The sequence below is a fragment of the Streptomyces sp. NPDC096105 genome (assembly GCF_044763335.1).
In the GTDB taxonomy this organism is placed as follows: Bacteria; Actinomycetota; Actinomycetes; order Streptomycetales; family Streptomycetaceae; genus Streptomyces.
In genome coordinates, this window is sequence record NZ_JBIWGC010000008.1 from 120,102 (window position 1) to 140,284 (window position 20,183).

At 73.8% G+C, this 20,183-nt stretch carries 25 protein-coding genes; 7 read left to right on the top strand and 18 right to left on the bottom strand.

The window, feature by feature from the left end:
* Nucleotides 1–37: 37 nt before the first annotated feature.
* The gene (locus ACIQ8B_RS15600) at nt 38–178 is read right to left on the bottom strand and encodes a hypothetical protein (RefSeq protein WP_290006255.1); all 141 of its coding nucleotides are present in this window, start codon (nt 176–178) and stop codon (nt 38–40) included.
* A 169-nt stretch (nt 179–347) separates the two neighbouring features.
* Here ACIQ8B_RS15600 and ACIQ8B_RS15605 point away from each other — a divergent pair, with 169 nt between their 5' ends.
* The 3 genes from ACIQ8B_RS15605 to ACIQ8B_RS15615 all read left to right on the top strand — a co-directional run bounded on the left by ACIQ8B_RS15605 (nt 348) and on the right by ACIQ8B_RS15615 (nt 1,808).
* On the top strand, nt 348–740 hold the full coding sequence (locus tag ACIQ8B_RS15605) for a DUF2795 domain-containing protein (protein ID WP_403547261.1): 393 nt from the start codon (nt 348–350) through the stop codon (nt 738–740).
* A 22-nt stretch (nt 741–762) separates the two neighbouring features.
* On the top strand, nt 763–1,188 hold the full coding sequence (locus tag ACIQ8B_RS15610; protein WP_403547263.1) for a CBS domain-containing protein: 426 nt from the start codon (nt 763–765) through the stop codon (nt 1,186–1,188).
* A 74-nt stretch (nt 1,189–1,262) separates the two neighbouring features.
* Nucleotides 1,263–1,808: a type 1 glutamine amidotransferase domain-containing protein gene (locus ACIQ8B_RS15615; protein ID WP_106411528.1), complete on the top strand. Its 546-nt coding sequence runs from the start codon at nt 1,263–1,265 to the stop codon at nt 1,806–1,808.
* Between the two features lie 57 nt (nt 1,809–1,865).
* Here ACIQ8B_RS15615 and ACIQ8B_RS15620 read toward each other — a convergent pair whose 3' ends face one another.
* Nucleotides 1,866–2,153, bottom strand: coding sequence for a DUF6158 family protein (locus tag ACIQ8B_RS15620; protein WP_106411529.1), 288 nt, complete (start codon nt 2,151–2,153; stop codon nt 1,866–1,868).
* A gap of 62 nt (nt 2,154–2,215) precedes the next feature.
* Between ACIQ8B_RS15620 and ACIQ8B_RS15625 the strand changes: the two genes are divergently transcribed.
* On the top strand, nt 2,216–3,325 hold the full coding sequence (locus ACIQ8B_RS15625) for a Vms1/Ankzf1 family peptidyl-tRNA hydrolase (protein WP_290006260.1): 1,110 nt from the start codon (nt 2,216–2,218) through the stop codon (nt 3,323–3,325).
* A gap of 18 nt (nt 3,326–3,343) precedes the next feature.
* Here the strand turns inward: ACIQ8B_RS15625 and ACIQ8B_RS15630 are convergent, their stop codons facing one another.
* The gene (locus ACIQ8B_RS15630) at nt 3,344–4,963 is read right to left on the bottom strand and encodes an ABC-F family ATP-binding cassette domain-containing protein (protein ID WP_403547266.1); all 1,620 of its coding nucleotides are present in this window, start codon (nt 4,961–4,963) and stop codon (nt 3,344–3,346) included.
* A 159-nt stretch (nt 4,964–5,122) separates the two neighbouring features.
* Between ACIQ8B_RS15630 and ACIQ8B_RS15635 the strand changes: the two genes are divergently transcribed.
* On the top strand, nt 5,123–5,944 hold the full coding sequence (locus ACIQ8B_RS15635; protein WP_403547268.1) for a methyltransferase domain-containing protein: 822 nt from the start codon (nt 5,123–5,125) through the stop codon (nt 5,942–5,944).
* 26 nt (nt 5,945–5,970) lie between these two features.
* Here ACIQ8B_RS15635 and ACIQ8B_RS15640 read toward each other — a convergent pair whose 3' ends face one another.
* From ACIQ8B_RS15640 to ACIQ8B_RS15700, 13 genes are all read right to left on the bottom strand, one after another.
* Nucleotides 5,971–6,228, bottom strand: a complete 258-nt coding sequence (locus ACIQ8B_RS15640) for a gas vesicle protein K (protein ID WP_026243351.1) — start codon at nt 6,226–6,228, stop codon at nt 5,971–5,973.
* 176 nt (nt 6,229–6,404) lie between these two features.
* Nucleotides 6,405–6,593 carry a gas vesicle protein gene (locus ACIQ8B_RS15645; protein WP_106411534.1) on the bottom strand — a complete coding sequence of 63 codons (189 nt, stop codon included), beginning with the start codon at nt 6,591–6,593 and terminating at the stop codon, nt 6,405–6,407.
* Complete coding sequence (locus ACIQ8B_RS15650; protein WP_403547270.1) at nt 6,590–7,393, bottom strand: GvpL/GvpF family gas vesicle protein; 804 nt, start codon at nt 7,391–7,393, stop codon at nt 6,590–6,592. Before ACIQ8B_RS15650 ends, ACIQ8B_RS15645 begins: the two co-directional genes overlap by 4 nt.
* Nucleotides 7,390–7,725 (bottom strand): gas vesicle protein, encoded by a 336-nt coding sequence (locus ACIQ8B_RS15655; RefSeq protein WP_106411536.1) that lies wholly within the window; start codon nt 7,723–7,725, stop codon nt 7,390–7,392. The genes ACIQ8B_RS15650 and ACIQ8B_RS15655 overlap by 4 nt, the downstream gene beginning before the upstream one ends.
* Nucleotides 7,722–9,002: an SRPBCC family protein gene (locus tag ACIQ8B_RS15660; RefSeq protein ID WP_403547272.1), complete on the bottom strand. Its 1,281-nt coding sequence runs from the start codon at nt 9,000–9,002 to the stop codon at nt 7,722–7,724. Before ACIQ8B_RS15660 ends, ACIQ8B_RS15655 begins: the two co-directional genes overlap by 4 nt.
* On the bottom strand, nt 9,002–9,655 hold the full coding sequence (locus ACIQ8B_RS15665; RefSeq protein ID WP_403547274.1) for a DNA primase: 654 nt from the start codon (nt 9,653–9,655) through the stop codon (nt 9,002–9,004). The genes ACIQ8B_RS15660 and ACIQ8B_RS15665 overlap by 1 nt, the downstream gene beginning before the upstream one ends.
* Complete coding sequence (locus ACIQ8B_RS15670) at nt 9,652–9,918, bottom strand: gas vesicle protein GvpG (protein WP_106411539.1); 267 nt, start codon at nt 9,916–9,918, stop codon at nt 9,652–9,654. The genes ACIQ8B_RS15665 and ACIQ8B_RS15670 overlap by 4 nt, the downstream gene beginning before the upstream one ends.
* Before the next feature lie 4 nt (nt 9,919–9,922).
* A complete protein-coding gene (locus tag ACIQ8B_RS15675; protein WP_403547276.1) occupies nt 9,923–10,696 on the bottom strand; it encodes a GvpL/GvpF family gas vesicle protein in 774 nt (257 codons plus the stop codon).
* Nucleotides 10,693–11,112, bottom strand: a complete 420-nt coding sequence (locus ACIQ8B_RS15680) for a gas vesicle structural protein GvpA (RefSeq protein WP_106411541.1) — start codon at nt 11,110–11,112, stop codon at nt 10,693–10,695. The genes ACIQ8B_RS15675 and ACIQ8B_RS15680 overlap by 4 nt, the downstream gene beginning before the upstream one ends.
* 79 nt (nt 11,113–11,191) lie before the next feature.
* Entirely contained in the window at nt 11,192–11,656 is a 465-nt protein-coding gene (locus ACIQ8B_RS15685; protein ID WP_403547278.1) for a gas vesicle protein, read from the bottom strand.
* Between the two features lie 119 nt (nt 11,657–11,775).
* A complete protein-coding gene (gene ligD / locus ACIQ8B_RS15690) occupies nt 11,776–12,702 on the bottom strand; it encodes a non-homologous end-joining DNA ligase (protein WP_403547280.1) in 927 nt (308 codons plus the stop codon).
* Complete coding sequence (locus tag ACIQ8B_RS15695) at nt 12,699–14,546, bottom strand: transketolase (RefSeq protein WP_403547282.1); 1,848 nt, start codon at nt 14,544–14,546, stop codon at nt 12,699–12,701. The genes ligD and ACIQ8B_RS15695 overlap by 4 nt, the downstream gene beginning before the upstream one ends.
* Nucleotides 14,543–16,183, bottom strand: a complete 1,641-nt coding sequence (locus ACIQ8B_RS15700) for an FAD-dependent oxidoreductase (RefSeq protein ID WP_403547284.1) — start codon at nt 16,181–16,183, stop codon at nt 14,543–14,545. Before ACIQ8B_RS15700 ends, ACIQ8B_RS15695 begins: the two co-directional genes overlap by 4 nt.
* A 142-nt stretch (nt 16,184–16,325) precedes the next feature.
* On the opposite strand from ACIQ8B_RS15700, the gene ACIQ8B_RS15705 reads away from it, so the two are divergent.
* The gene (locus tag ACIQ8B_RS15705) at nt 16,326–17,288 is read left to right on the top strand and encodes an LLM class F420-dependent oxidoreductase (RefSeq protein WP_403547286.1); all 963 of its coding nucleotides are present in this window, start codon (nt 16,326–16,328) and stop codon (nt 17,286–17,288) included.
* A gap of 28 nt (nt 17,289–17,316) precedes the next feature.
* Here ACIQ8B_RS15705 and ACIQ8B_RS15710 read toward each other — a convergent pair whose 3' ends face one another.
* Nucleotides 17,317–17,733, bottom strand: coding sequence for a phage holin family protein (locus ACIQ8B_RS15710; RefSeq protein ID WP_403547288.1), 417 nt, complete (start codon nt 17,731–17,733; stop codon nt 17,317–17,319).
* Nucleotides 17,734–17,856: 123 nt separating this feature from the next.
* Here ACIQ8B_RS15710 and ACIQ8B_RS15715 point away from each other — a divergent pair, with 123 nt between their 5' ends.
* Nucleotides 17,857–18,204 (top strand): VOC family protein, encoded by a 348-nt coding sequence (locus ACIQ8B_RS15715; RefSeq protein ID WP_290006286.1) that lies wholly within the window; start codon nt 17,857–17,859, stop codon nt 18,202–18,204.
* A gap of 7 nt (nt 18,205–18,211) precedes the next feature.
* Here the strand turns inward: ACIQ8B_RS15715 and ACIQ8B_RS15720 are convergent, their stop codons facing one another.
* Nucleotides 18,212–20,182, bottom strand: a complete 1,971-nt coding sequence (locus ACIQ8B_RS15720) for a DUF5107 domain-containing protein (protein ID WP_403547290.1) — start codon at nt 20,180–20,182, stop codon at nt 18,212–18,214.
* Between the last annotated feature and the right edge of the window lies 1 nt (nt 20,183).

Below are 20,183 nucleotides of genomic sequence, written 5' to 3' on the forward strand. Positions count from 1 at the left end.
TCCTGTCCGAAGCACTTCGTGTGCGCGTGCCCCCGTATCAGCCGTGCAAACCTCCCACGGGCGTGTCACGTGGTTCCGGGTCCGCGTCCCGGGGTGGCAGGACGTAGTCCTCGTAGCGGCCCAGCGTCAGGAGCACGCCGAGCATGAGGGACGGGACGAGCAGGGCGAGCACCGCCATGGCCGGTCCTTCCGGGAGCCGCGTGGGGGGCGTGCCGTCCGGGTCACCCCCGCCGCCGGCGCCAAACCCCGGCGGGCCGGGTCCGCCCTCCGGATCCGGCCCGGATCGCGGTGTCGGCCCGCGCTCCTCGGGTACGCGGTGCGCACCCCCGAAGGATCTGGAGGGAGACATGCAGCGAGGCAATGACCGGCTCAGCGTCCACCGCGACGACGAGATGAAGCACGAACTGCAGGGCCTGCTGCGGTCCGGACACCCCACCCGCACCGAGGAGTGGCACGACCCGGAGCCGTACGCCGACGACGACCCCGCGGTCACGCGCGGACCCGTGACGCCGGGCCGCGACCCGTCGTCGCTGGAGTCGGTGCGACTGGAACTGGCCCGGATCCTGACCCGCGGGGACTTCCCCGCGGGTCCCCGTGAACTCATGCGTGCCCTGGACCGGCGGTACGCGCCCGACGCGCTCGTCGAGGCGCTGGAGCGGCTGTCCCGGAAGGACCGCTACGACAACGTCCAGGAGCTGGCCGAGGCGCTGACCCGGGTCCGGGAGACGGAGACGGCGTGACCGGAAGGGAGGCCGGCCGGCCATGGCCGAGTTCGTGAAGGACGTGATGACCCCCGGCGTGGTCGCGGTCCGCCCGGACGCCTCGGTCGTCGAGGCCGCGCGGCTGATGCGCGGCCAGGACATCGGCGACGTGGTGGTGGCGGACGGACAGCGCGTCGTGGGGGTGGTCACCGACCGGGACATCACCGTGCGGGCGGTGGCCGAGGGCCGGGACCCGTACGGGGTGAGCGTGGGGTCGGTGTGCACGCCGGACCCGCTGACGCTCGCCCCGGACGACACGGTGGCGTCGGCCGTCGCCCTGATGCGGGAGCACGCGGTGCGCCGCATCCCCGTGGTGGAGGGCGGACTGCCCGTCGGGCTGGTGACCCTCGGCGACCTCGCAGAGGCCCGGGAGCCGGGGTCGGCGCTGGCCGACATCAGCCGCGCGGAACCCGACGGCGCCCGCTGACCGGCCGGCGCGACGGAGACCGTACGACCGACAGAACGAAGAACGAAGAACGGATGAAGGGACGTGGCGCCACCATGCGCATCGCATTTCTGACCGCACCCGAGGGCGTCGAGCAGGTGGAGCTGACCGAACCCTGGAAGGCGGCCGAGCAGGCGGGCCACGAGCCCGTCCTGGTGTCGACCGAATCCGGGGAGATCCAGGCGTTCAACCACCTCGACAAGGCGGACACCTTCCCCGTGCAGGAGGTCGTCGGGGACGCCTCGGCGGACTCCTTCGACGGGCTGGTGCTGCCCGGCGGGGTCGCCAACCCGGACTTCCTGCGGATGGACGACAAGGCCGTCGCGTTCGTCCGGGACTTCTTCGAGCAGGGCCGGCCGGTGGCCGCGATCTGCCACGCGCCGTGGACCCTGATCGAGGCGGACGTCGTCCGCGGCCGGGTGCTCACGAGCTGGCCGAGCCTGCGGACGGACCTCGGCAACGCGGGCGCCACCTGGGTCGACGAGCAGGTCAAGGTCTGCGACCACGGACCGAACAAGCTGGTCACCAGCCGCAAGCCGGACGACCTCAAGGCGTTCTGCGAGACCTTCCTGGAGGTGTTCGCGGCGGAGCGCGCCTCCTAGAAGGCGCCGCGCGAGCACTGGACGGGAGCCCCGCGCGAGCGGGGCTCCCGTCCTCGTTCAGCTGCCCGAGGCGGTCGGCGTGGCGGAGTCCCCGGCGGTCCGCTCACGGGCGCCCTCGCGGGTGCGGCCCGGCGCGACGGGGCGGCGCGGGTTGCGCCGCAGGTACTCGCCCTCCAACTGCGCCATGCGCTCGTTGTGGGCCCGCAGCGCGTCGTCGGAACCGTACAGCAGCGTGTCGTGGCGCGTGCGGTGGATGGTCTCCAGCTCCTTCATGAGCTGCTGGTCGTCCAGGCGGTTCGGGTCGACTCCGGTCATCGTGGTGTCCCGCTCCTCGTGTGCGTTCATGCGCCCCGGGTACCCGCCCGGCGGCACAGGCACCACCCCCGAACGGCAACCGGGAGGGAACCATGGATCTCGCATTCCTCGCTCCGCTCTACGAACGTCCCGGCCCCTGGGCCTCCGTCTACGTCGACACCTCCCGGCGTACGGAGAGCACCCCGCACGAACGGCAGCTGACCGCGGAGGCGATGGCGCGCGAGCTGGCCGACCAGGGCGCCGACGAGGCGACCTGCACCGCGGTGCGGCACGCGCTGGAGGAGCTGCGGCACTCCGGCGAACCGCACGGCCGCGCCCTGTTCGCCCGGGACGGCGAGGTGGTGCTGGATCCGCCGCTGGCCCGGCCGCCGCGGCGGGACGGCGCTGAGTGGGCGCCGCTGCCCCGGGTCGCGCCGCTGCTGGAGCTGGCGGGCGAGGACCCGGTGTGCGTGGTCGCGTACGTCGACCGCGCGGGCGCCGAGTTCGAGCTGCGCAGCGCGCTGGGCCGGGAGGACGCCGGCTCGGTGACCGGGCAGCAGCATCCGCTGCACCGGACCAGCACCGGCGACTGGTCGGTGCGCCACTTCCAGCTGCGGGTGGAGAACACCTGGGAGCACAACGCGGCGGAGGTGGCGGACGCGCTGGCCGTCTGCCAGGAGGAGACCGGCGCCGACCTGGTGATCCTGGTCGGCGACGACCGTGAGCGGCGGGCGGTGCGCGAACGGCTGCCGCAGCGGCTGCACGGCCTGGTGGTGGAAGCGTCGCACGGCGCCGGGAGCCGGCTGCTGGACGAGGACGTGGAGCGGCTCCGCGCCGAGCACGTGCGGGACCGTGCCGCGGCCGAGCTGGAGCGGTTCCTCGCCGCGCGCGGCCGCGACGGCGAGGGCCGGGCGGGCGCCGCGGAGGGCGTGCCGGCCCTGGTCGAGGCGGCCCGGGAGCACCGGATCGAGGAGCTGCTGATCCGGCCGGACGGCGCCGACGCGCACCGGGAGGTGTGGATCGGTGAGGACCCGGACCAGCTGGCGGTGCGGCGCACCGATCTGAAGATCCTCGGCGAGCAGAACTCCTGGGCGGCCCGCGCGGACGACGCGCTGATCCGGTCGGCGGTGGCGACGAACGCCTCCGCGCTGTCGGTGACCGCCGCCCCGGACGCCGGGGACGACGCGCCGGTGGGCGGGCTGGGCGCGCTGCTGCGCTGGTAGCGCGCCGCCCGCCGGCGGTCAGCGCGCGCGTTCCACCCGCCGCTCGTCCCAGACCGGTTCCGGGGTCTCGCGGACCCTGCCGTCGCTGCCGAAGACCAGGAAGCGGTCGAAGGAGCGGGCGAACCAGCGGTCGTGCGTGACGGCGAGGACGGTTCCCTCGAAGCCCTCCAGGCCCTCCTGGAGGGCTTCCGCCGATTCCAGGTCCAGGTTGTCGGTGGGCTCGTCCAGCAGCAGGGCCGTGACGCCCTGGAGTTCCAGCAGCAGGATCTGGAAGCGGGCCTGCTGCCCGCCGGAGAGCCGGTCGAAGGTCCGCTCCGCCTGCTGGGTCAGCTCGTAGCGGCGCAGCCGGGACATGGCGGCGCCCCGGTCCTGGGCGTGCTCGGTCCACAGGATGTCCAGCAGGGTGCGGCCGACCAGCTCGGGGTGGGCGTGGGTCTGCGCGAAGTGGCCGGGCACCACGCGCGCCCCGGTCCGCCAGGCACCGGTGTGCGCGACGTCCTCGCCCGCGAGCAGGCGCAGGAAGTGCGACTTGCCGGAGCCGTTGGAGCCGAGCACCGCGACCCGTTCGCCGTAGAAGACCTCCAGGTCGAACGGCTTCATCAGGCCGGTCAGCTCGAGCTGTTCGCAGGTGAAGGCGCGGACGCCGGTGCGGCCGCCCTTCAGGCGCATCCGGATGTCCTGCTCGCGCGGCGGCTCCGGCGGGGGTCCCGCCTCCTCGAACTTGCGCAGCCGGGTCTGGGCGGCGCGGTAGCGGGAGGCCATGTCCGGGCTGTTCTCCGCCGCCTGGCGCAGCGTCAGCACCAGCTTCTTCAACTGGGCGTGCTTCTCGTCCCAGCGCCGGCGCAGCTCCTCGAAGCGGGCGAAGCGCTCGCGCCGGGCCTCGTGGAAAGTGGCGAAGCCGCCGCCGTGCACCCAGGCGTCGGCGCCGGCGGGCCCCGGTTCGAGGGAGACGACCTTCTCGGCGGCGCGGGCGAGGAGTTCCCGGTCGTGGGAGACGAAGAGGACCGTCTTGCGGGTCTCCGCGAGGCGCTCCTCCAGCCAGCGCTTGCCGGGCACGTCCAGGTAGTTGTCGGGCTCGTCGAGCAGCAGCACCTCGTCGGGGCCGCGCAGCAGCGCCTCCAGCACCAGCCGTTTCTGCTCGCCCCCGGACAGCGTGTTCACCTGCCGCCACTGGGCCTTCTCGTAGGGGACGCCCATCGCGGCCGTGGTGCAGATGTCCCACAGCGTCTCGGCCTCGTAGCCCTGGGCCTCGGCCCAGTCCGCGAGCGCCTGGGCGTAGCGCATCTGGGCGGCCTCGTCGTCGACCGTCATGATCGCGTGTTCGGCGGCGTCGACGGCGCGGGCGGCCTCGCGGATGCGGGGCGGCGCCACGGACACCAGCAGGTCGCGCACGGTCGTCTCGTCCCGGACCGAGCCGACGAACTGCCGCATCACCCCGAGGCCGCCGCTCACGGTGACGGTTCCGCCGTGCGGTTTCAGCTCCCCGGACAGCAGGCGCAGCAAGGTGGTCTTGCCCGCTCCGTTGGGACCCACGAGGGCCACGACCGCGCCCTCCCCCACCCGGAAGGAGACGTCGCCGAGCAGCGCCCTCCCCTCGGGGAGGCAGTACTCCAGGTGCGCGGCTTCGAGGTGTCCCATGGGCGCGATTCTGCGGGGCGCCGGGAGCGGTCGGCAACGGGTTTTCCCCGGCCCTCCCCACTCATTGGTCCCACTATATGAGACTTAGGTCTCATCATGTGGCCGCCGCACATAGGGTGGGCGTCCTCACGACGGACGAGGGAAAGGGGTGGGCCCGCCATGCCGCACGCACGGGAGACCGCCGTCTACACGCACGGGCACCACGAGTCGGTGCTGAGGTCGCACACCTGGCGCACCGCGGAGAACTCGGCCGCGTACCTCCTCGGGGCGCTGCGGCCCTCCATGCGGATCCTGGACGTCGGGTGCGGGCCCGGCACCATCACGGCCGGCCTGGCCGCGCGGGTGCCCGACGGGCACGTCACGGGCCTCGACCGGGAGCCCGGCGTCCTGGAACGGGCGCGCGCGGTGGCGGACGGGCGAGGGCTGACGAACGTCGGCTTCGTGACGGGCGACGTGCACGCGCTGGACTTCCCCGACGACAGCTTCTGCGTGGTGCACGCGCACCAGGTGCTCCAGCACGTGGGCGACCCGGTGGCCGCGCTGCGCGAGATGCGGCGGGTGACGAGGCCGGGCGGGTACGTCGCCGTCCGGGACGCGGACTACGCCGCGATGGCCTGGTACCCCGCGGTCCCCGGCCTGGACGACTGGCTGGACCTGTACCGACGGGTGGCGCGGGCCAACGGGGGCGAGCCGGACGCGGGCCGGCGGCTGAAGGCATGGGCCCTGGCCGCGGGGTTCACCGACGTCACCGCGTCCTCGGGCACCTGGACGTTCTCGACGCAGGAGGAACGCGCCTGGTGGAGCGGGCTGTGGGCGGACCGCACGGTGGCGTCCGCGTACGCGGAACGGGCCGTGGACGGCGGGCACGCCACCCGCGAGCGGCTGGAGGCGGTGGCCGCCGCGTGGCGGGAGTGGGGCGCCCGGGAGGACGCCTGGTTCGCCGTGCCGCACGGCGAGATCCTCTGCCGCGAGGACGCCTGAGCCGGCGCGCGGGGCTGCCCCGGGACTCAGTCCCGGGGCAGCAGCGGACCGAGCGGCCCGAGGTCGAGGTTGAGGTCCTCGGGGCGCAGTCCGTAGCGGTTGCGCAGCTCGGCCATCCGGTCCTCGAGCAGCATGAGGGTCAGTCCGACGCGCTCCTCCTGCTCCTCGGTCAGGTCCCCCTCGTCGAAGCGGCGCACCGCCTGGCGCTCCATGAGCTGGCGCAGCAGTTCCACGACGGTCAGCACCAGCTTCACCAGGTCGCGCTCGACCGTGTCCGGCTCCAGGTCGAGGCGCCGGCGGGGCCGGCCGGCGTGCGGTCCGGCGGGACGGGCTGCCGCCGGCTCCGGGCGCGCGTCGAAGGAGGCCGCAGGGTCCAGGGGCGAACGCCCCTCGAAGAGGTCGGCGTCGGTCACCGTGACGGGGTCCGGCGCCTCGGGCGGGCGCTCACGCGGGTCGTCGGTCACAGCGGCTCCTCGAAGGGCGAGGGGACCTGCTGGTTCACCGAGCTGATCAGCGCGTTGAGGTCGATGCGGACCAGGTCGACGTCCGCGATCCGCAGCGTGATGTCACCCGTGATCACCACGCCGCCGGCCAGCAGCCGGTCGAGCAGGTCGACCAGGGCGATCTCACGCCGTTCGACGACGGTCACGTGGTCTCCTCCCCGGCGGCCCCCTCACCGGCGGTCTCCTCCCCGGCGAAGGAGTAGGCCGCCCACGGACCGGTGAGCTCCACCCGCAGCCCCGGGGCGTCGTCCTTCGTCCGGTCCACCTGCTCCACGAACGCCTCCGAGTCACCGCGCGGCACCAGGTAGGCGGCGTTCAGGACGTTGCGGCCGCGGGCGCCGGACAGGGCGGGGTTCTGCGGCGCGTGCAGCCGGGAGTCCTCGGCGACGGCGGCCAGGGTCTCGTGCAGCCGGGTCGCGAAGGTCTCCGCCCGCTGCCACACCTCCTCCCGCGACCGCGTCTGCTGCCGGCGCAGGCGCAGGTAGTCCCGGCCGGACATGGCCGCGGGCTTCGACGCGGGCCGCGCGGGGGTCGGCTCCGGCTCGCGCTCGGACTCCAGGAACACCTTGACGCCCCACTCGACACGGCCCTCCAGCCGGTCCAGCCGGCGCAGGAAGTGCTCCTCACGCGCCTCGATCATCGACCGGAGGCCGCTGTCGTCGCGGAACACGGTGCCGAGCCGCAGCGGCAGCGGGGTGGTGACGGTGGTGAGCGCGTCGATCACCCCCTGGTGGGCCCGCGCGACCGCGGTCAGCCAGTCGAGGTCCTCCAGGTGCGCGCGCAGCGGCTCCTCGGCGAAGTCCTCCTCGGGCACATGGCTGACCACGGCCACCAGGCCGCGGTGCGGCACCAGCCGGGGCGGGTCGCCGGCCACCCCGGTCAGCTGGGCCTGGAGCGGTGTGCCGAAGGGGCGGCAGACCGCGTAGACGTAGCGCAGTCCGGTCACGGGGCCTCCTCCTCCGCGCGGCGCGGCTCCAGCTCCTCCAGCCGGGCCAGGCGCTCGCGCAACTCGGCGTTCTCACGCGCCAGTTCGTCGCGCCGGGCGCGTGAGGACAGCGCCGGGTCGGACTCCCACCAGTCGATCCCCATCTCCTTGGCCTTGTCCACGGAGGCGACGACGAGACGCAGCTTGATGGTGAGCAGCTCGATGTCCAGCAGGTTGATGCGGATGTCGCCCGCGATCACCACGCCCTTGTCCAGCACCCTTTCCAGGATGTCGGCGAGATTGGCGCTGCTGCCCTGGCCGTACGTGTCGGGGAGTCGGCTGGGAGTGGTCATCGACGGCTCCGGCCCTCGGGCTCCTCGTCACCGGTCTCGTCGGCCGGCTCGTCGTCCTCGTACTCCTCGTCATCGTCCTCTTCGTCGACCTCGTCCTCGTACTCCTCCTCCGGGGGCACCCCCTCCTCGTCCTCGTCCTCGTCGGCGGCGGCTTCCTCGTCCTCGTCCTCGTACGGGTCGTCGGGCTCGGGGCCGCCGGCCTCGTCCTCGTCCTCGTACGCGTCCTCGGGCTCGGCGTCTTCGTCGGCCTCGTACTCGTCGTCCTCGTCGTACGCGTCCTCGGGGGCGCCGTCGCCCTCACCGTCCCCGCGGTCCTCGTCGTGCTCGTCCTCGGGTGCGGTGTCGTCCTGGCCCTCGGCCCCGGAGTCCTCCTGCTCGCCCTGTTCCTCCTCCTCGGCCAGGGCGTCCTCGTGGCTGCGGACCACCTCGCCGTCGCGGATCTCGCCGCGCCAGCCGTCCTCGGCCTCGCCCTTGAGCGTGATGAAGCGGGCGAAGTTCTTCAGGTCGAGCCGGGCGCGGCGGCCCTGGGCGCGCCAGATGTTGCCGGTCTTCTCGAAGAAGCCCGAGGGGTAGTACTCGAGGACCAGCAGGACCCGGGTCAGGTTGTCGGCGATCCGGTGGAAGGAGACGACGCCCTTCATCGTGCCCTTGGCGCCCTCCGTGGACCACGCGATGCGGTCGTCGGGGACCTGCTCGTTGGTCGTCGCCTTCCAGCTGCGGCTGGACCACCAGATCTTCGCCTGCCAGTCCGACGTGGTGTCGTCGGACTTGCCGGCGCTCTTGACGCCCTTGGCGAAGGTGCTGAAGTCCTGGTACTGCGTCCACTGGTCGTACGCCGTGCGCAGCGGCACCCCGACGTCGATGTACTCGATGATGACGGTCGGCTTGTTGCCGGACGACTTCTTGCGCTTGCCCTTGCCGCCGCCGAGGTTCTTCAGGGCGCCCTTGACGTTGTCCTTGGCGCGCGTGGCGCCGAGTTCGACGGCGGTGCGCAGCGGGCCCTTGCCCTCGGCGAGCTTGCGGCCGCCGTCGGCGGCGAGCTTGGCGAAGCCCGGGCTGTTGCCCTCGGCGATGTCGTTGAGCTTGTTGGTGGTCTCGCCCAGCTTCTGGCCGACGCCGGTCAGCAGCCGGGTGGCCTGGGCCGCGAGGTAGTCCTGCAGCTCGCTCTTGAGCCGGTCCGCGGCCTCGCTGTGGGCCAGGTCGGACAGGGGGTTCTTCGTGGCGCCGTCCGCGCCGTCGCGTGCGGCGGACGTGGCCCGTCCCAGGGTCTCGGTCATCACTCACCGCCTCCCTTCGAACTGCGGGAACGGGTGCCGCCGCGGGAGGCGGACGCGCTCTTCTTCGCGGCCGTCTTCTTCGCGGCCGTCTTCTTCGCGGCGGTCTTCTTCGCCGGCGCCGCCTTCTTCGCCGGGGCGGCCTTGCGGGCCGGAGCCCTGCCGGTCGCCTTGCGCGCCCTCCGTCCGGTGTCCGGCTCGTCGTCCCTGCCGTCGGTGTCCTCGGCGCCGTCCGTGTCCTCGGCGCCGTCCGTGTCCTCGGCGGCTTCGGCGTCCTCGGCGTCGCGGTCCCGCGAGCCGCCGGTGTCCTCGTCCTCCTCGTCCCGGTCCCCGGAGCCGTTCCCGGCCAGCCGGCCGCGCACGTCGGCGGTGCGGCCGTGCAGCCGGTCGGCGAGCGAGCTGATCTGCCGTTCGACCAGCGCGCCGGAGGCCGCCTTGCCGACGCCGCGCAGGTCACCGCGGAGCTGGTCGCCCAGCTCCTTGAACTGCGGGTTGTCGCGGAGCTGCTGCGACACCAGGTCGGCGACCGCCCGCGGGCTGAGGTTGAGCTTCTTGCCCGCCACCAGACCGCCGACGGCCAGCGCCATTTTCAGCTTCTTGGTCCGCCCGAGCAGATATCCGGCCCCGATGGCGAGGCCCATTCCCGTTCGATTCATTGGTGTGCCGTCCCGTCCCCAGTACCCGCGCCCGTGCGCGTCGCGATCTCCAGCCGATCGAGGAGTGCGTCCTCCTGCTCGTCGAACTCCTCCTCGGTGATCTCCCCGGCCTCCAGCAGCTCCTCCAGCCGGGCCAGCTCGGCACGGATGGTCGCGGGGTCGTAGTAGATGCGTTCCGCTTCCTGCAGGACCTGCCGGATGGCCCAGGCGCCGCCACGCGCCGGGGCGAGCGGCAGCAGCAGCACCTCCGAGATCAGGCCCATGTCGTCACCCCGCTCCGGTGTCCGCCGCGCCGGCCGTCGTGCCCGCCGGCTCGGCGGGGCCGGGCTCGACGAAGCTGTACGGCGGCAGCGGGCCGTTCAGACGTATCTCCAGGTGGGGCATGTCCTTGCGGGCCTGCTCCACCGCGGCCAGGAACTCCTCCGCCGTCTCGCGCTTCACCAGGTACGAGACGTTGGCGAGCCAGCCCGTTGACTCGGGGCCCACGCTCTCCGCGTCGGCGATGCCCCGCAGCGCGTTCTGCAGCGCGGCGCCGTCCTCGGACTCCCGGGCCTTGACCGCTTCGGCGACCATCTCGCCGAGGCGGATCTTGTCGTCGTAACTGCCGCCCCCGGACTGCCGGTTGGCCTCCGCGAGAGCACGGATCTCCGGGTTCGACGCCATGACGTGGTGCAGGACGGCCTCTTCCACGTGGTTGGCCTTGACGTTGTACTCGACGCGGCCGTCGAGGGCGCGCAGCCGCTCCAGGTAGTGGTCGGCCCGCTCGGCGAGGACGTCGGTGACGGACTCGTCGTCCGGGGCGACGCTGCCGAACCGCATCGGCAGGACGCAGCCGCCCGCGCCGATCTCGCTGAGCACGTTCTGGTGCGCGAGCAGTTCCCTGCGCTTGGGGCGCAGCCCCTCGGGCGCGTCGCTGACGACGGCCGCGAGGTCGCCCTGGGTCAGCACCCGCACCGGGTGCGCCGGGTCACCGACGCCGCCCATGCCCTCCGGCAGGGCCGGGTGCGAGGCCGCGGTGATGCCGTAGACGTAGGTGCTCACTCCTGCTCCTCCTTCCGGCGGGACGTGCTCTTGCGGGCCCTCGGCCGCGATTCGGTCTCGCCCTCACGGGACTGCTTGAAGGCGTCGGAGATGGTTTCGGCGGCCCCGGAGAGAGCGCCCTTGGACTTGCCGCGGGCACCGCCCTCGGTGACCTCGCCGACGATCTCGGGCAGGCCCGGGCTCTTGCGGGGGCCGGCCTCGAGGTCGAGGCGGTTGCACGCCTCCGCGAAACGGAGGTAGGTGTCGACGCTCGCCACGACGACACGGACGTCGATCTTGAGAATCTCGATGCCGACCAGGGACACGCGCACGAATGCGTCGATGACGAGCCCCCTGTCCAGAACAAGCTCAAGCACGTCGTAAAGGCCGCTGCTGCCGCCTCCACCGCCGGACTGCTGTGCCGGTACGACTGTCATGCCGGCCATTCCTCCTTGTTGTCGGTGGGTGTGTTGTCTGTGCGTGTGTTGTCCGCGCCCGTGCTCACGCGGGGGCGGCCTAGCGGCCGCCGGACCTGCGCGCGTCGGAGCGTCCCCGCTCGTAGCGGCGGACCCTCCGGTACCCGGTGAGCTGCCCGTCGGGGTCCAGCTCCACCTGGTAGCTCGCCATCAGGCTCATCGTGTCGGGCACCCGCTCCAGCTCCAGGACCTCGACCTCCAGCGACCAGCCCTCCGAGGTCTGCTCGAAGGACGACACGGACTCGGCCTCCATGCCGGTGAGCTCCGCGAGCTGCCCGCGCGCCTGGCGCAGCACCTCCATGGGGCTCGGCCGTTTCCGCTCCGTGGTGCTCTCGGTCGTCCCGCTCCCGGTTCCGGTTCGCTTGCGGGGTGCGGTCTGCTTACGGGGCTTGCGTGAGCTTCGGACCTCCTGCGAGTCCTGGCTCTCCTGCGTGTCTTGGGGTTCCTGTGAGTCTTGGGGTTCCTGTGAACTCCGTGAATCTTCGGTGTTCTTCGTGTTCGACATGACCACCTCCCCCTCCGTGTGGCCGCAAGTGTGTGCGCCAAACCTCCGTGGACTCACCCGTTCGCCACGCCCGGCTCGCCCCCGGCCGGCGCGGGGGCGGGTCCCGGGCGGCCCGTGGGTCAGCCGCGCAGTGCCGCCAGCCGGCGGCGTGCCGGGGCGAGGGAGCGGCCCTTGCGGGACAGCCCGGCCCACGGCTTCGTGTCCGCCTGTTCGACGGCGTTCCCGACCGTCCAGCGGCGGGCGTGCAGCTCCGGGTCGTCGAGCTGCTCCCAGGTGACCGGGGCGGCGACGGGCGCGCCGGGCAGGGCGCGGACCGTCCAGGGGGCGACCGCGGTCTGCGCGTAGGCGTTGCGCTGCACGTCAAGGTAGAGCCGGTCGCCGCGGTCCTTCTTGCGGGCCGCGGTGGTGAGCCGGTCCGGGTGGGCGTCGGCCAGCGTGTCGGCGACCTCGCGGGCGAACTCCCGTACCGCGTCGAAGTCCTGGCCGCCGTCGAGCGGCACGATCACGTGCAGGCCCCGGGACCCGGTGGTCATCAGGGCGGAGGGCAGGTCGAGTTCGCCCAGCAGCTCCCCCAGCAGCCTGGCGGCCTCCCGTACCGCCTCGAAGTCGTCGCCGGACGGGTCGAGGTCGAAGACCAGCCGGTCCGGGCGGTCGACGGCGTCGGCGCGGGACAGCCAGCGGTGCAGGGTGATGCTCGCCTGGTCGACGAGGTAGAGGAGGGTGGCGGTGTCGTCGCACACGGTGTGCGTGACGGTGCCGTCCTCCTTGGCGACCTCGGCCCGGGTGATCCAGTCCGGGTAGCTGTCCGGGGTGTTCTTCTGCATGAAGGCCGGGCCGCCGATGCCGTCGGGCCGCCGGTCCAGCATCAGCGGCCTGCCCCGCAGGTGCGGCAGCATGTGGCGGGCGACGGCCCGGTGGTAGTCGACGAGGTCGCCCTTGGTGTACTCCCGGGCGCCGTCGACGCCCGGGAGGAGCACCTTGTCCGGGCGGCGGATCTCCACCCGGCGGCGGCCGGCCCGTACGGTGCGCGAGCCGCCGTCGCTCACGACACGATCGCCTCCCCCACCAGCAGCCGGCCGGCCGCGGCGATCGACGCGGCGTCGATCCCGGCGGCGTGCAGCTGCTCCTCCGGGGAGGCCGAGCCCGGCATGTTCCGCACGCCGAGCCGCACCAGCCGCGGCACCGGGCGTCCGTCTCCGAACGCCTCGGCGACCGCGTCGCCGAGTCCGCCCTCGGGGTGGTGGTCCTCGACGGTCATCAGGCAGCCGGTCTCCTCGGCGGCGACGCGCAGGGTCTCCCGGTCGACCGGCTTCACCGAGTACAGGTCGACGACCCGCACGGCGATGCCCTCCTCCGCGAGGGCGTCGGCGGCGGCCAGCGCCTCGGGCACGGTGACGCCGGCGGCGACGAGGGTGAGCCGGTCACGGTCGGAGGAGCGCAGCACCTTGCTGCCGCCGACCGGGAACTCCTCGTCCGGGCCGTAAATCACCGGGCTCTCGCCGCGCGAGGTGCGCAGGTAGCGGATGCCCTCCATCCCGGCCATCGCGGCGACCAGGCGGGCCGTCTGATTGGCGTCGCACGGGTACAGCACGGTCGAGCCGTGCACGGCCCGCATCATCGCCAGGTCCTCCAGACCCATCTGGCTGGGTCCGTCCTGGCCGATGGCGACGCCCGCGTGCGACCCGACGAGGTTGAGGCCGGAGCCGCTGATCGACGCCATGCGGACGAAGTCGTGGGCGCGGGTGAGGAAGGCCGCGAACGTGGACGCGAACGGGTTCCAGCCGCGCGCGGCGACCCCGACGGCGGCCGCGACCATCTGCTGCTCGGCGATGTAGCACTCGACGTAGCGCTCGGGGTGCTCCTTGGCGAAGAACTCCAGGCGGGTGGAGTCGCCGACCTCGCCGTCCAGGGCCACGACGTCGCCGCGCGCGGAACCGAGGGCGGCCAGCGCCTCGCCGAAGGCGTTGCGGGTGGCCACCTCCTCGCCCTTGTCCCAGCGGGGCAGCTCGGGCGTCGCGGTCCGCCGGGCGGGGGCCGCGCCGTCGGCGGGCGGCGCCTGGACGGTGATCCGCAGGTCGCGCGGGCCGCCCAGTTCGGCGACGGCGTCCTCCTCCTCGGGCAGCGGCTTGCCGTGCAGTCCCTCCCGGTCCTGCACGGACTCCACGCCCTTGCCCTTGAGGGTGCGGGCGAGGATCGCGGTCGGCTGGCCGCGGGTGGACAGGGCCTCCCCGTAGGCGCGGTCCACCGCGTCCACGTCATGGCCGTCCACCTCGACGGTGTGCCAGCCGAACGCCTGGAAGCGGCGGGCGTAGGCGTCGAGGTCGTGGCCGTGCCGGGTGGGGCCGCGCTGGCCCAGCCGGTTGACGTCCACGATCGCGGTCAGGTTGTCGAGGTTCTCGTACGCGGCCTGCTCGGCCGCCTCCCACACCGATCCCTCGGCCAGCTCGCTGTCGCCGCACAGCACCCACACCCGGTAGTCGGCGTGCTCCAGTCGCTTCCCGGCGAGCGCGATGCCGACGCCGACGGGCAGGCCCTGCCCGAGGGAGCCGGTCGCCGTCTCCACCCAGGGGAGCTTGCGGGGCGTGGGGTGGCCCTCGAGGCGGCTGCCGTTCCCGCGGAAGGTGAGCAGCTCCTCGTCGCCGATGGCGCCGACCGCCTTGTAGGTGGCGTACATCAGCGGGGAGGCGTGGCCCTTGGAGAGGACGAAGCGGTCGTTGGCCGGGTGGTCGGGGCGCTCGAAGTCGTGGCGCAGGTGGTGGGCGAAGAGGACGGCCATCAGGTCGGCGGCGGACATCGACGACGTGGGGTGCCCGGAGCCGGCGGCGGCCGCCGCCCGGACACTGTCCACCCGCAGCTGTTGTCCGAGCTCGACGAGTTCACCGGTGTTCATGCGTCTCCTTCGGTAAATCGGTCGGTACGCCGGACGGGGCCGGGCGCCACGTCCGGGCCGGGGGCCGGCTGGCCGGGTGGCGGGGCGAGGCCGGGCCCGTCGCCGACGGGCTGGTTCTTGGCGGGCTCGCCACCCGGCTGGTTCTTGGCGGGTTCACCACCCGGCTGGTTCTTGGCGGGCTCACCGCCCGGCTGGTTCTTGGCCGCTTCACGGCCCGGCTGACTCCTGGCGGGCTCGCCGCCCGGCCGGTTCTTGGCGGGCGCACCGCCCGGCCGGTTCTTCGCCGGCTCGGCGGCCTTCGCGCCGCCGGGGGGCCGCCCGTTCTCGCGGGGCCCGCCGGGGACGCGCGCGACCTCGGGGGACGCGGTGTCCAGCGGGACGGACCAGGACCGGACGAGGCCCAGCTGCACGGCCTGGCGCGGCAGGACGGCGTCCAGCAGCCAGTCGGCGGCCACCCGCACCCGGTTGCCGGGCATCGCGGCCAGGTGGTAGCCGCGGGTCACCGCGCCGGCCGCCGCCCCGGAGAGGTTGACGCCGAGCGGGTTGGCGGCGGCCTTGACGCCGCCGAGGTCCACCACGAACCCCAGGTCCTTGTGCCGGTACGCGTGCCGCTCCCCGTCGCCGAAGGACGCGGCGATGTTCCGCGCGCACACCTTGCCCTGCCGCCAGGCGTGCTGGGCGGTCATCGGGGTGTACGAGCCGGGGTTCTCCAGGTCGGGCACGGCGGCCGCGTCACCGCAGGCGAACACCTCCGGCCGGCCCGGCACCTGCAGGTGCGGGTCCACCAGCAGCCGGCCGCGCTCCATGGGCAGCCCGAGGGACTCGGCGAGCGGGTCGGGGCGTACGCCCACGCACCACACCAGGGTGCGGGTCTCCACGAACTCGCCGTCGGTCAGCAGCACCCCGTCGGGCGTGGCCTCCTTCACGGAGGTGCCCATCCGCACGTCGACGCCCCGCTCCCGCAGCACCGTGTCGGCGGTGCGGGAGAGCCGTTCGTCCAGCTCGGGCAGGACCCGGTCGGCGATGTCCAGCAGGATCCAGCGGGGCCGCACGCCGGCGCGCAGGGGCTGCTTGGCGACCTGCGCGTCGGTGAAGAGCTGTCCGTGCGCGGCGACCTCGGTGCCGGTGTAGCCGGCGCCCACGACGACGAAGGTGCACCGCGAGGAGCAGCGCTTCGGGTCGTCCGTGGCGGCCGCCAGCTCCACCTGGCGGGTGACGTGGTCGCGCAGGTACAGCGCCTCGGGCAGACCGCGGAAGCCGTGCGCGTGCTCGGCGACGCCCGGGATGGGCAGCAGCTTGTTGACGCTGCCGGCGGCGAGCACCAGACGGTCGTAGGAGAGGGTGCCGCCCTCCCCCTCGGGGCCGGTGTAGTGCACCTGGCGGGCGTCGAGGTCGATGTGGTCGGCCTCGCCCAGGACCAGCCTGACGTGCGGCAGCGTCCCGGAGAGGGACACCGTGACCCGGCGCGGCTCGAGGACGCCGGCGGCGACCTGGGGAAGCAGGGGCAGGTACAGGAAGTAATCGGTGGGGTTGAGCAGCACGATCTCGGCCCGGCCCTTGGCCAGTTTCGACAGGGTCCGGGCCGTGCGGTACCCGGCGAAGCCGGCACCGACGATCACAATGCGGGGTCGACTCACGGTTCGCCTCCGGCGCGGTCGCGTACGTCGGGAGCCTTCCGCGTCCCCCCGAGCGGGACCGCCAAACGTCGGGCCGGTTTCCGCGGGGCGGCCCGGGTACCCGGCCCGGGACCCGGACGTCCCATGTCAGGGAGGCACCCCCATGCCCCGGTACGGCTATTTCCTCTCGTGCGAGCAGTACGGTCCCGCGGAGCTGGTCGAGCAGGCGCGGATGGCCGAACAGGCCGGGTTCGAGGCGCTGTGGATCTCGGACCACTACCACCCGTGGAACGACGCGCAGGGGCAGAGTCCCTTCGTCTGGTCCGTGATCGGCGCGCTGTCCGAGGCGGTGTCCCTGCCGGTCGGCACGGCGGTGACCTGCCCGACCGTGCGGACGCACCCGGCGGTCGTGGCGCAGGCGGCGGCGACCGCCGCCGTGATGTCACCGGGCGGGTTCAGGCTGGGCGTGGGCACGGGCGAGGCGCTGAACGAGCACATCGTCGGCGGTCCCTGGCCGCCCGCGCACGTGCGTCTGGAGATGCTGGAGGAGGCCGTGCAGGTGATACGCCGGCTGTTCTCCGGCGAGGAGGTCAACCACCGCGGCACCCACTACACCGTCGAGAACGCCCGGCTCTACACGCGGCCCGACGAGCCGGTGCCGATCGACATCTCGGGCTTCGGCCCGGCGGCGACGAAGCTCGCGGCACGGATCGGCGACGGCTACATCACGATGATGCCGGACACCTCGATGGTGGAGCAGTACCGCAAGGGCGGGGGCGGCGGGAAGCTCGTCAGCGGCGGCACGAAGGTCTGCTACGGCACCGACCGCGAGGAGTGCGTGCGCACGGTGCACCGGCTGTGGGCGAACGAGCAACTGCCGGGCGAGCTGGGGCAGATGCTGCCCTCGCCGAAGCACTTCGAGCAGGCGCAGACCCTGGTCACCGAGGACATGGTCCGGGAGAACCGGGTGTGCGGCGACGACGTCGACGAACACGTCGCGGCACTGCGCGCGTTCGCCGACGCGGGCTTCGACCGGATCTACGTGAACCAGATCGGTCCCGATCTGCGCGGCTTCTTCGACTTCTACCGCACGAAGGTGCTGCCGCAGTTGCAGCAGGGCGACTAGCGGGGCCGGGCGCCTCGCGTGCGGCGGGTCAGCCCCGGTCGCCGTCCGGGGTGCGGTCGGCGCCGACCGTCGGCGGGGTGGACGGCACCGGGGGGACGGGGGCGGATCCCGTACCGGGGGCGGGCACCCGGCCCGCGGTGGCGGCGCCCGGCGTGTCCGGGCGGGCCGCCGTGCGCAGGACGAAGGCGACCGCGGCCAGGATCACCGCCGTGATCAGGGCCGCCGCCCAGCCCGGCAGGACCAGGTCGAGGGCGAGGCCGACGGAGAGGGCGACGGCCGCGCCGGCGTACAGGGCGGCGGCGCCGGAACCGGCGTAGAGGGCCGCCCTGCGGCGCTGCCCCCGCGTCTGCTCGCGCAGTTCGGCCCGTACGGACTCCCGGGCCACGTGGGCCAGTTCGTCCACCAGGTGCTTGTCCAGATGCTGCATGTGCTCCAAGCGCTGCATGCCGCCTCGGGTACCCGTACCCGGGGCGCCGGTAACTCGCCCCGCGCGTACGGCCGGAGAGAGCGGTGCGGAGACCGCCTGCCCTCCGCCCGCCGCCCGGACCGTCCAACTAGGCTCGGACACATGGAGATTCTGGGTGCCACACTGCGCGTCTGCGTCGACGACATCGAGACCGCCATCCCCTTCTACGAGCGCCTGGCGGGCGGCCGGGCCCTGCGTTTCGAGCGGGGCGGCGTCCAGGTCGCCGCAGTGGGCTGCTTCCTGCTGATGAGCGGTCCCGAGGCCGAGTTGGAGGTGCTGCGCAAGGTCGCCGCGACCATCGCGGTCACGGACGTCGACGAGACCCGCCAGGTGCTCGAGGAGATGGGCGCGGCCGTCCTCGCCGGACCGCTGCCCACCCCCGTCGGCCGCAACCTGATCGCACGCCACCCGGACGGGGCGGTCTACGAGTACGCGGACCGCCGCTCCTGACGCGCCGTCATGGCACGGGCCGCATCCGGAAGTCGTACCGTTCGGGCAGCGGTTCGTCCGTGAGCCGTGCCCACAGCCGTCCGATCACCTCGTCGCCCTCGCGCAGGTCGGCCACCTCGAAGCCCGCGTCGAACACGACGCGGGCCTCCTCGTGCCGCCCCTCGGCGAGCAGCAGCCCCGCCTCGATCAGCCGGAAGCGCCCGCGGGCCCGGGTCTTCGGGGGCAGCCGCTCCCACACCGACCGGGCGTCCGCCGTGCGCCCCACCGCGAGCAGCGCCTCGATCGCCTCCCGCCCGAGCGCGGCCACGACGGCGGTCCACTCCCCGTCCGCGTCACCCCCCGCGCCCCCGGCCCCGCGGCACAGGTCGTCGAAGGCCTGCACGTAGCGGTCGGCGGCGCGCTCGGGGTGGCGTTCCTCCCGGTCGGCGACGGCGAGGCAGCGCAGCACGGGCCAGGACGGTCCGTCCTGCGCCAGCCCCCGCTCCCAGCTGCGCACCGCCTGGGCGCGGTCGCCGCCGTGCCACTGGGCGACGCCCAGGTGGTACTCGGTGAGTCCGGTCGCGGGCGCCGTCTCCAGCATGTCCCGCCAGTGCCGGGCGACCAGCGTCCCGCCCGGCGGCCGGCTGTCCGGCGGCTCGGGGAAGGAACCGGCGCGCAGCAGGTGCAGCCAGGGCTCCTGCTCCTCGCCCAGGGTGCTCGCGTCGAAGGGCGTGCCGGGCAGCTTCCAGCCGGCCCGCAGCACTTCGAGCGCGCCCCACCCGGACCCGGCGGCCAGCCTTTCGCCCGGGTCGGTGTCGGCGGACGGCAGCCAGGCCGCGTACGCCGCGTCGACGTCCGCGCGCGGCAGCACGTCCTCCAGCCGGGCCTCCGCCCCGTCCAGGACGGCGCCCCACTCCCCGTCGCGCCGCGCCTCGAACGGCCCGTACGCCTCCAGCCAGGACACCTCGCTCTCCGGCTCCAGGCGCACGTGTTCCAGCTGGGTGCGGGCGAGTCCGGCCTGGATCTCGCAGTAGCCGCCGGTGCCGGGCTCGGTGAGCCACCGCTGCCAGCTCCGCCCGCCGGGCCCGCGGCCCCACACGAACAGCTTCCGGCCGCGCAGCGTGTCGGTGGAGGTCTGCACGAGACCGTGGCCGCCGGCGTCCAGCGCGGCGATCCAGCGCCGGCGCCGCTCGGGGACCTCGTAGAAGTAGTCGGCGGCGTAGGTGCTGTTCGGCGGGTAGGTGCGGTCGACGCCGTCGTGCTCCGGGACGGGGACCCGGCGCAGGCGCTGCTCGTAGCCGAAGTTGTGTGCCTCCTCGGCGGGGGCGAGGACGCGGCAGTCCTCGGGGACGGCGATGTTGGACCACCAGTACGTCGGGGTCTGCCGCTCGTGCGGATTGCGGATCCGCGCGCCGACGTACAGGAAGTCGGAGCCGTCCGGCAGCCACAGGTCGACCTGGAAGGGCAGGTCGCGCAGTCGCTCCCACTCCCACAGGCGCAGCATCTCCCCGCCGTCGGGGGCCGGGACGCGGGCCGCGTGCACGGGTGAGCAGGACAGGGTGGTGTGTCCGGTGGCGCCGATGTTCCACTCGATGCCGCCGGAGAACCAGGCGCCGTTGAGGGCGAAGTTGGCCGGTTGGAACACCGGGTTCACGTAGAGCAGTTCGCGGTCGGCGGGCTTGTGGACGAGGGAGGCGATCCGGCCGCCGAGGCCGGGCAGGACGGTGGCGCGCAGCCGGTCGTTCTCGATGACCAGGGCGTCGAGGGTCCGGGGCGCGCGGTGCCGGTCGTAGCCGTCGCGGACCGGGACCGGCAGCAGGCTGCGCAGCGGGGCGTAGCCGATCTGCCGGGCCATGTCGCGCGGCAGATCCTTCTTGTCGCGGTCCTCGATGCGGTGGATCTCGTCGAGGGGACGCAGGGCGGGCAGCGGGTTGTCGGCGCCGAGGTGCGCGGCCGGCAGCGTGAGCACCTGATGTCGGATGGTCGTCACGGTCTCCATG

Coding starts and splice junctions, on each gene's coding strand:
- ACIQ8B_RS15705 (WP_403547286.1), top strand. CDS start 16,326: ATGCCCCGGTACGGCTATTTCCTCTCGTGCGAGCAGTACGGTCCCGCG.
- ACIQ8B_RS15630 (WP_403547266.1), bottom strand. CDS start 4,963: ATGGGACACCTCGAAGCCGCGCACCTGGAGTACTGCCTCCCCGAGGGG.
- ACIQ8B_RS15720 (WP_403547290.1), bottom strand. CDS start 20,182: ATGGAGACCGTGACGACCATCCGACATCAGGTGCTCACGCTGCCGGCC.
- ACIQ8B_RS15710 (WP_403547288.1), bottom strand. CDS start 17,733: ATGCAGCGCTTGGAGCACATGCAGCATCTGGACAAGCACCTGGTGGAC.
- ACIQ8B_RS15610 (WP_403547263.1), top strand. CDS start 763: ATGGCCGAGTTCGTGAAGGACGTGATGACCCCCGGCGTGGTCGCGGTC.
- ACIQ8B_RS15670 (WP_106411539.1), bottom strand. CDS start 9,918: ATGGGCCTGATCTCGGAGGTGCTGCTGCTGCCGCTCGCCCCGGCGCGT.
- ACIQ8B_RS15600 (WP_290006255.1), bottom strand. CDS start 178: ATGGCGGTGCTCGCCCTGCTCGTCCCGTCCCTCATGCTCGGCGTGCTC.
- ACIQ8B_RS15680 (WP_106411541.1), bottom strand. CDS start 11,112: ATGACAGTCGTACCGGCACAGCAGTCCGGCGGTGGAGGCGGCAGCAGC.
- ACIQ8B_RS15625 (WP_290006260.1), top strand. CDS start 2,216: ATGGATCTCGCATTCCTCGCTCCGCTCTACGAACGTCCCGGCCCCTGG.
- ACIQ8B_RS15660 (WP_403547272.1), bottom strand. CDS start 9,002: ATGACCGAGACCCTGGGACGGGCCACGTCCGCCGCACGCGACGGCGCG.
- ACIQ8B_RS15605 (WP_403547261.1), top strand. CDS start 348: ATGCAGCGAGGCAATGACCGGCTCAGCGTCCACCGCGACGACGAGATG.
- ACIQ8B_RS15655 (WP_106411536.1), bottom strand. CDS start 7,725: ATGACCACTCCCAGCCGACTCCCCGACACGTACGGCCAGGGCAGCAGC.
- ACIQ8B_RS15665 (WP_403547274.1), bottom strand. CDS start 9,655: ATGAATCGAACGGGAATGGGCCTCGCCATCGGGGCCGGATATCTGCTC.
- ACIQ8B_RS15715 (WP_290006286.1), top strand. CDS start 17,857: ATGGAGATTCTGGGTGCCACACTGCGCGTCTGCGTCGACGACATCGAG.
- ACIQ8B_RS15635 (WP_403547268.1), top strand. CDS start 5,123: ATGCCGCACGCACGGGAGACCGCCGTCTACACGCACGGGCACCACGAG.
- ACIQ8B_RS15685 (WP_403547278.1), bottom strand. CDS start 11,656: ATGTCGAACACGAAGAACACCGAAGATTCACGGAGTTCACAGGAACCC.
- ACIQ8B_RS15620 (WP_106411529.1), bottom strand. CDS start 2,153: ATGAACGCACACGAGGAGCGGGACACCACGATGACCGGAGTCGACCCG.
- ACIQ8B_RS15615 (WP_106411528.1), top strand. CDS start 1,263: ATGCGCATCGCATTTCTGACCGCACCCGAGGGCGTCGAGCAGGTGGAG.
- ACIQ8B_RS15695 (WP_403547282.1), bottom strand. CDS start 14,546: ATGAACACCGGTGAACTCGTCGAGCTCGGACAACAGCTGCGGGTGGAC.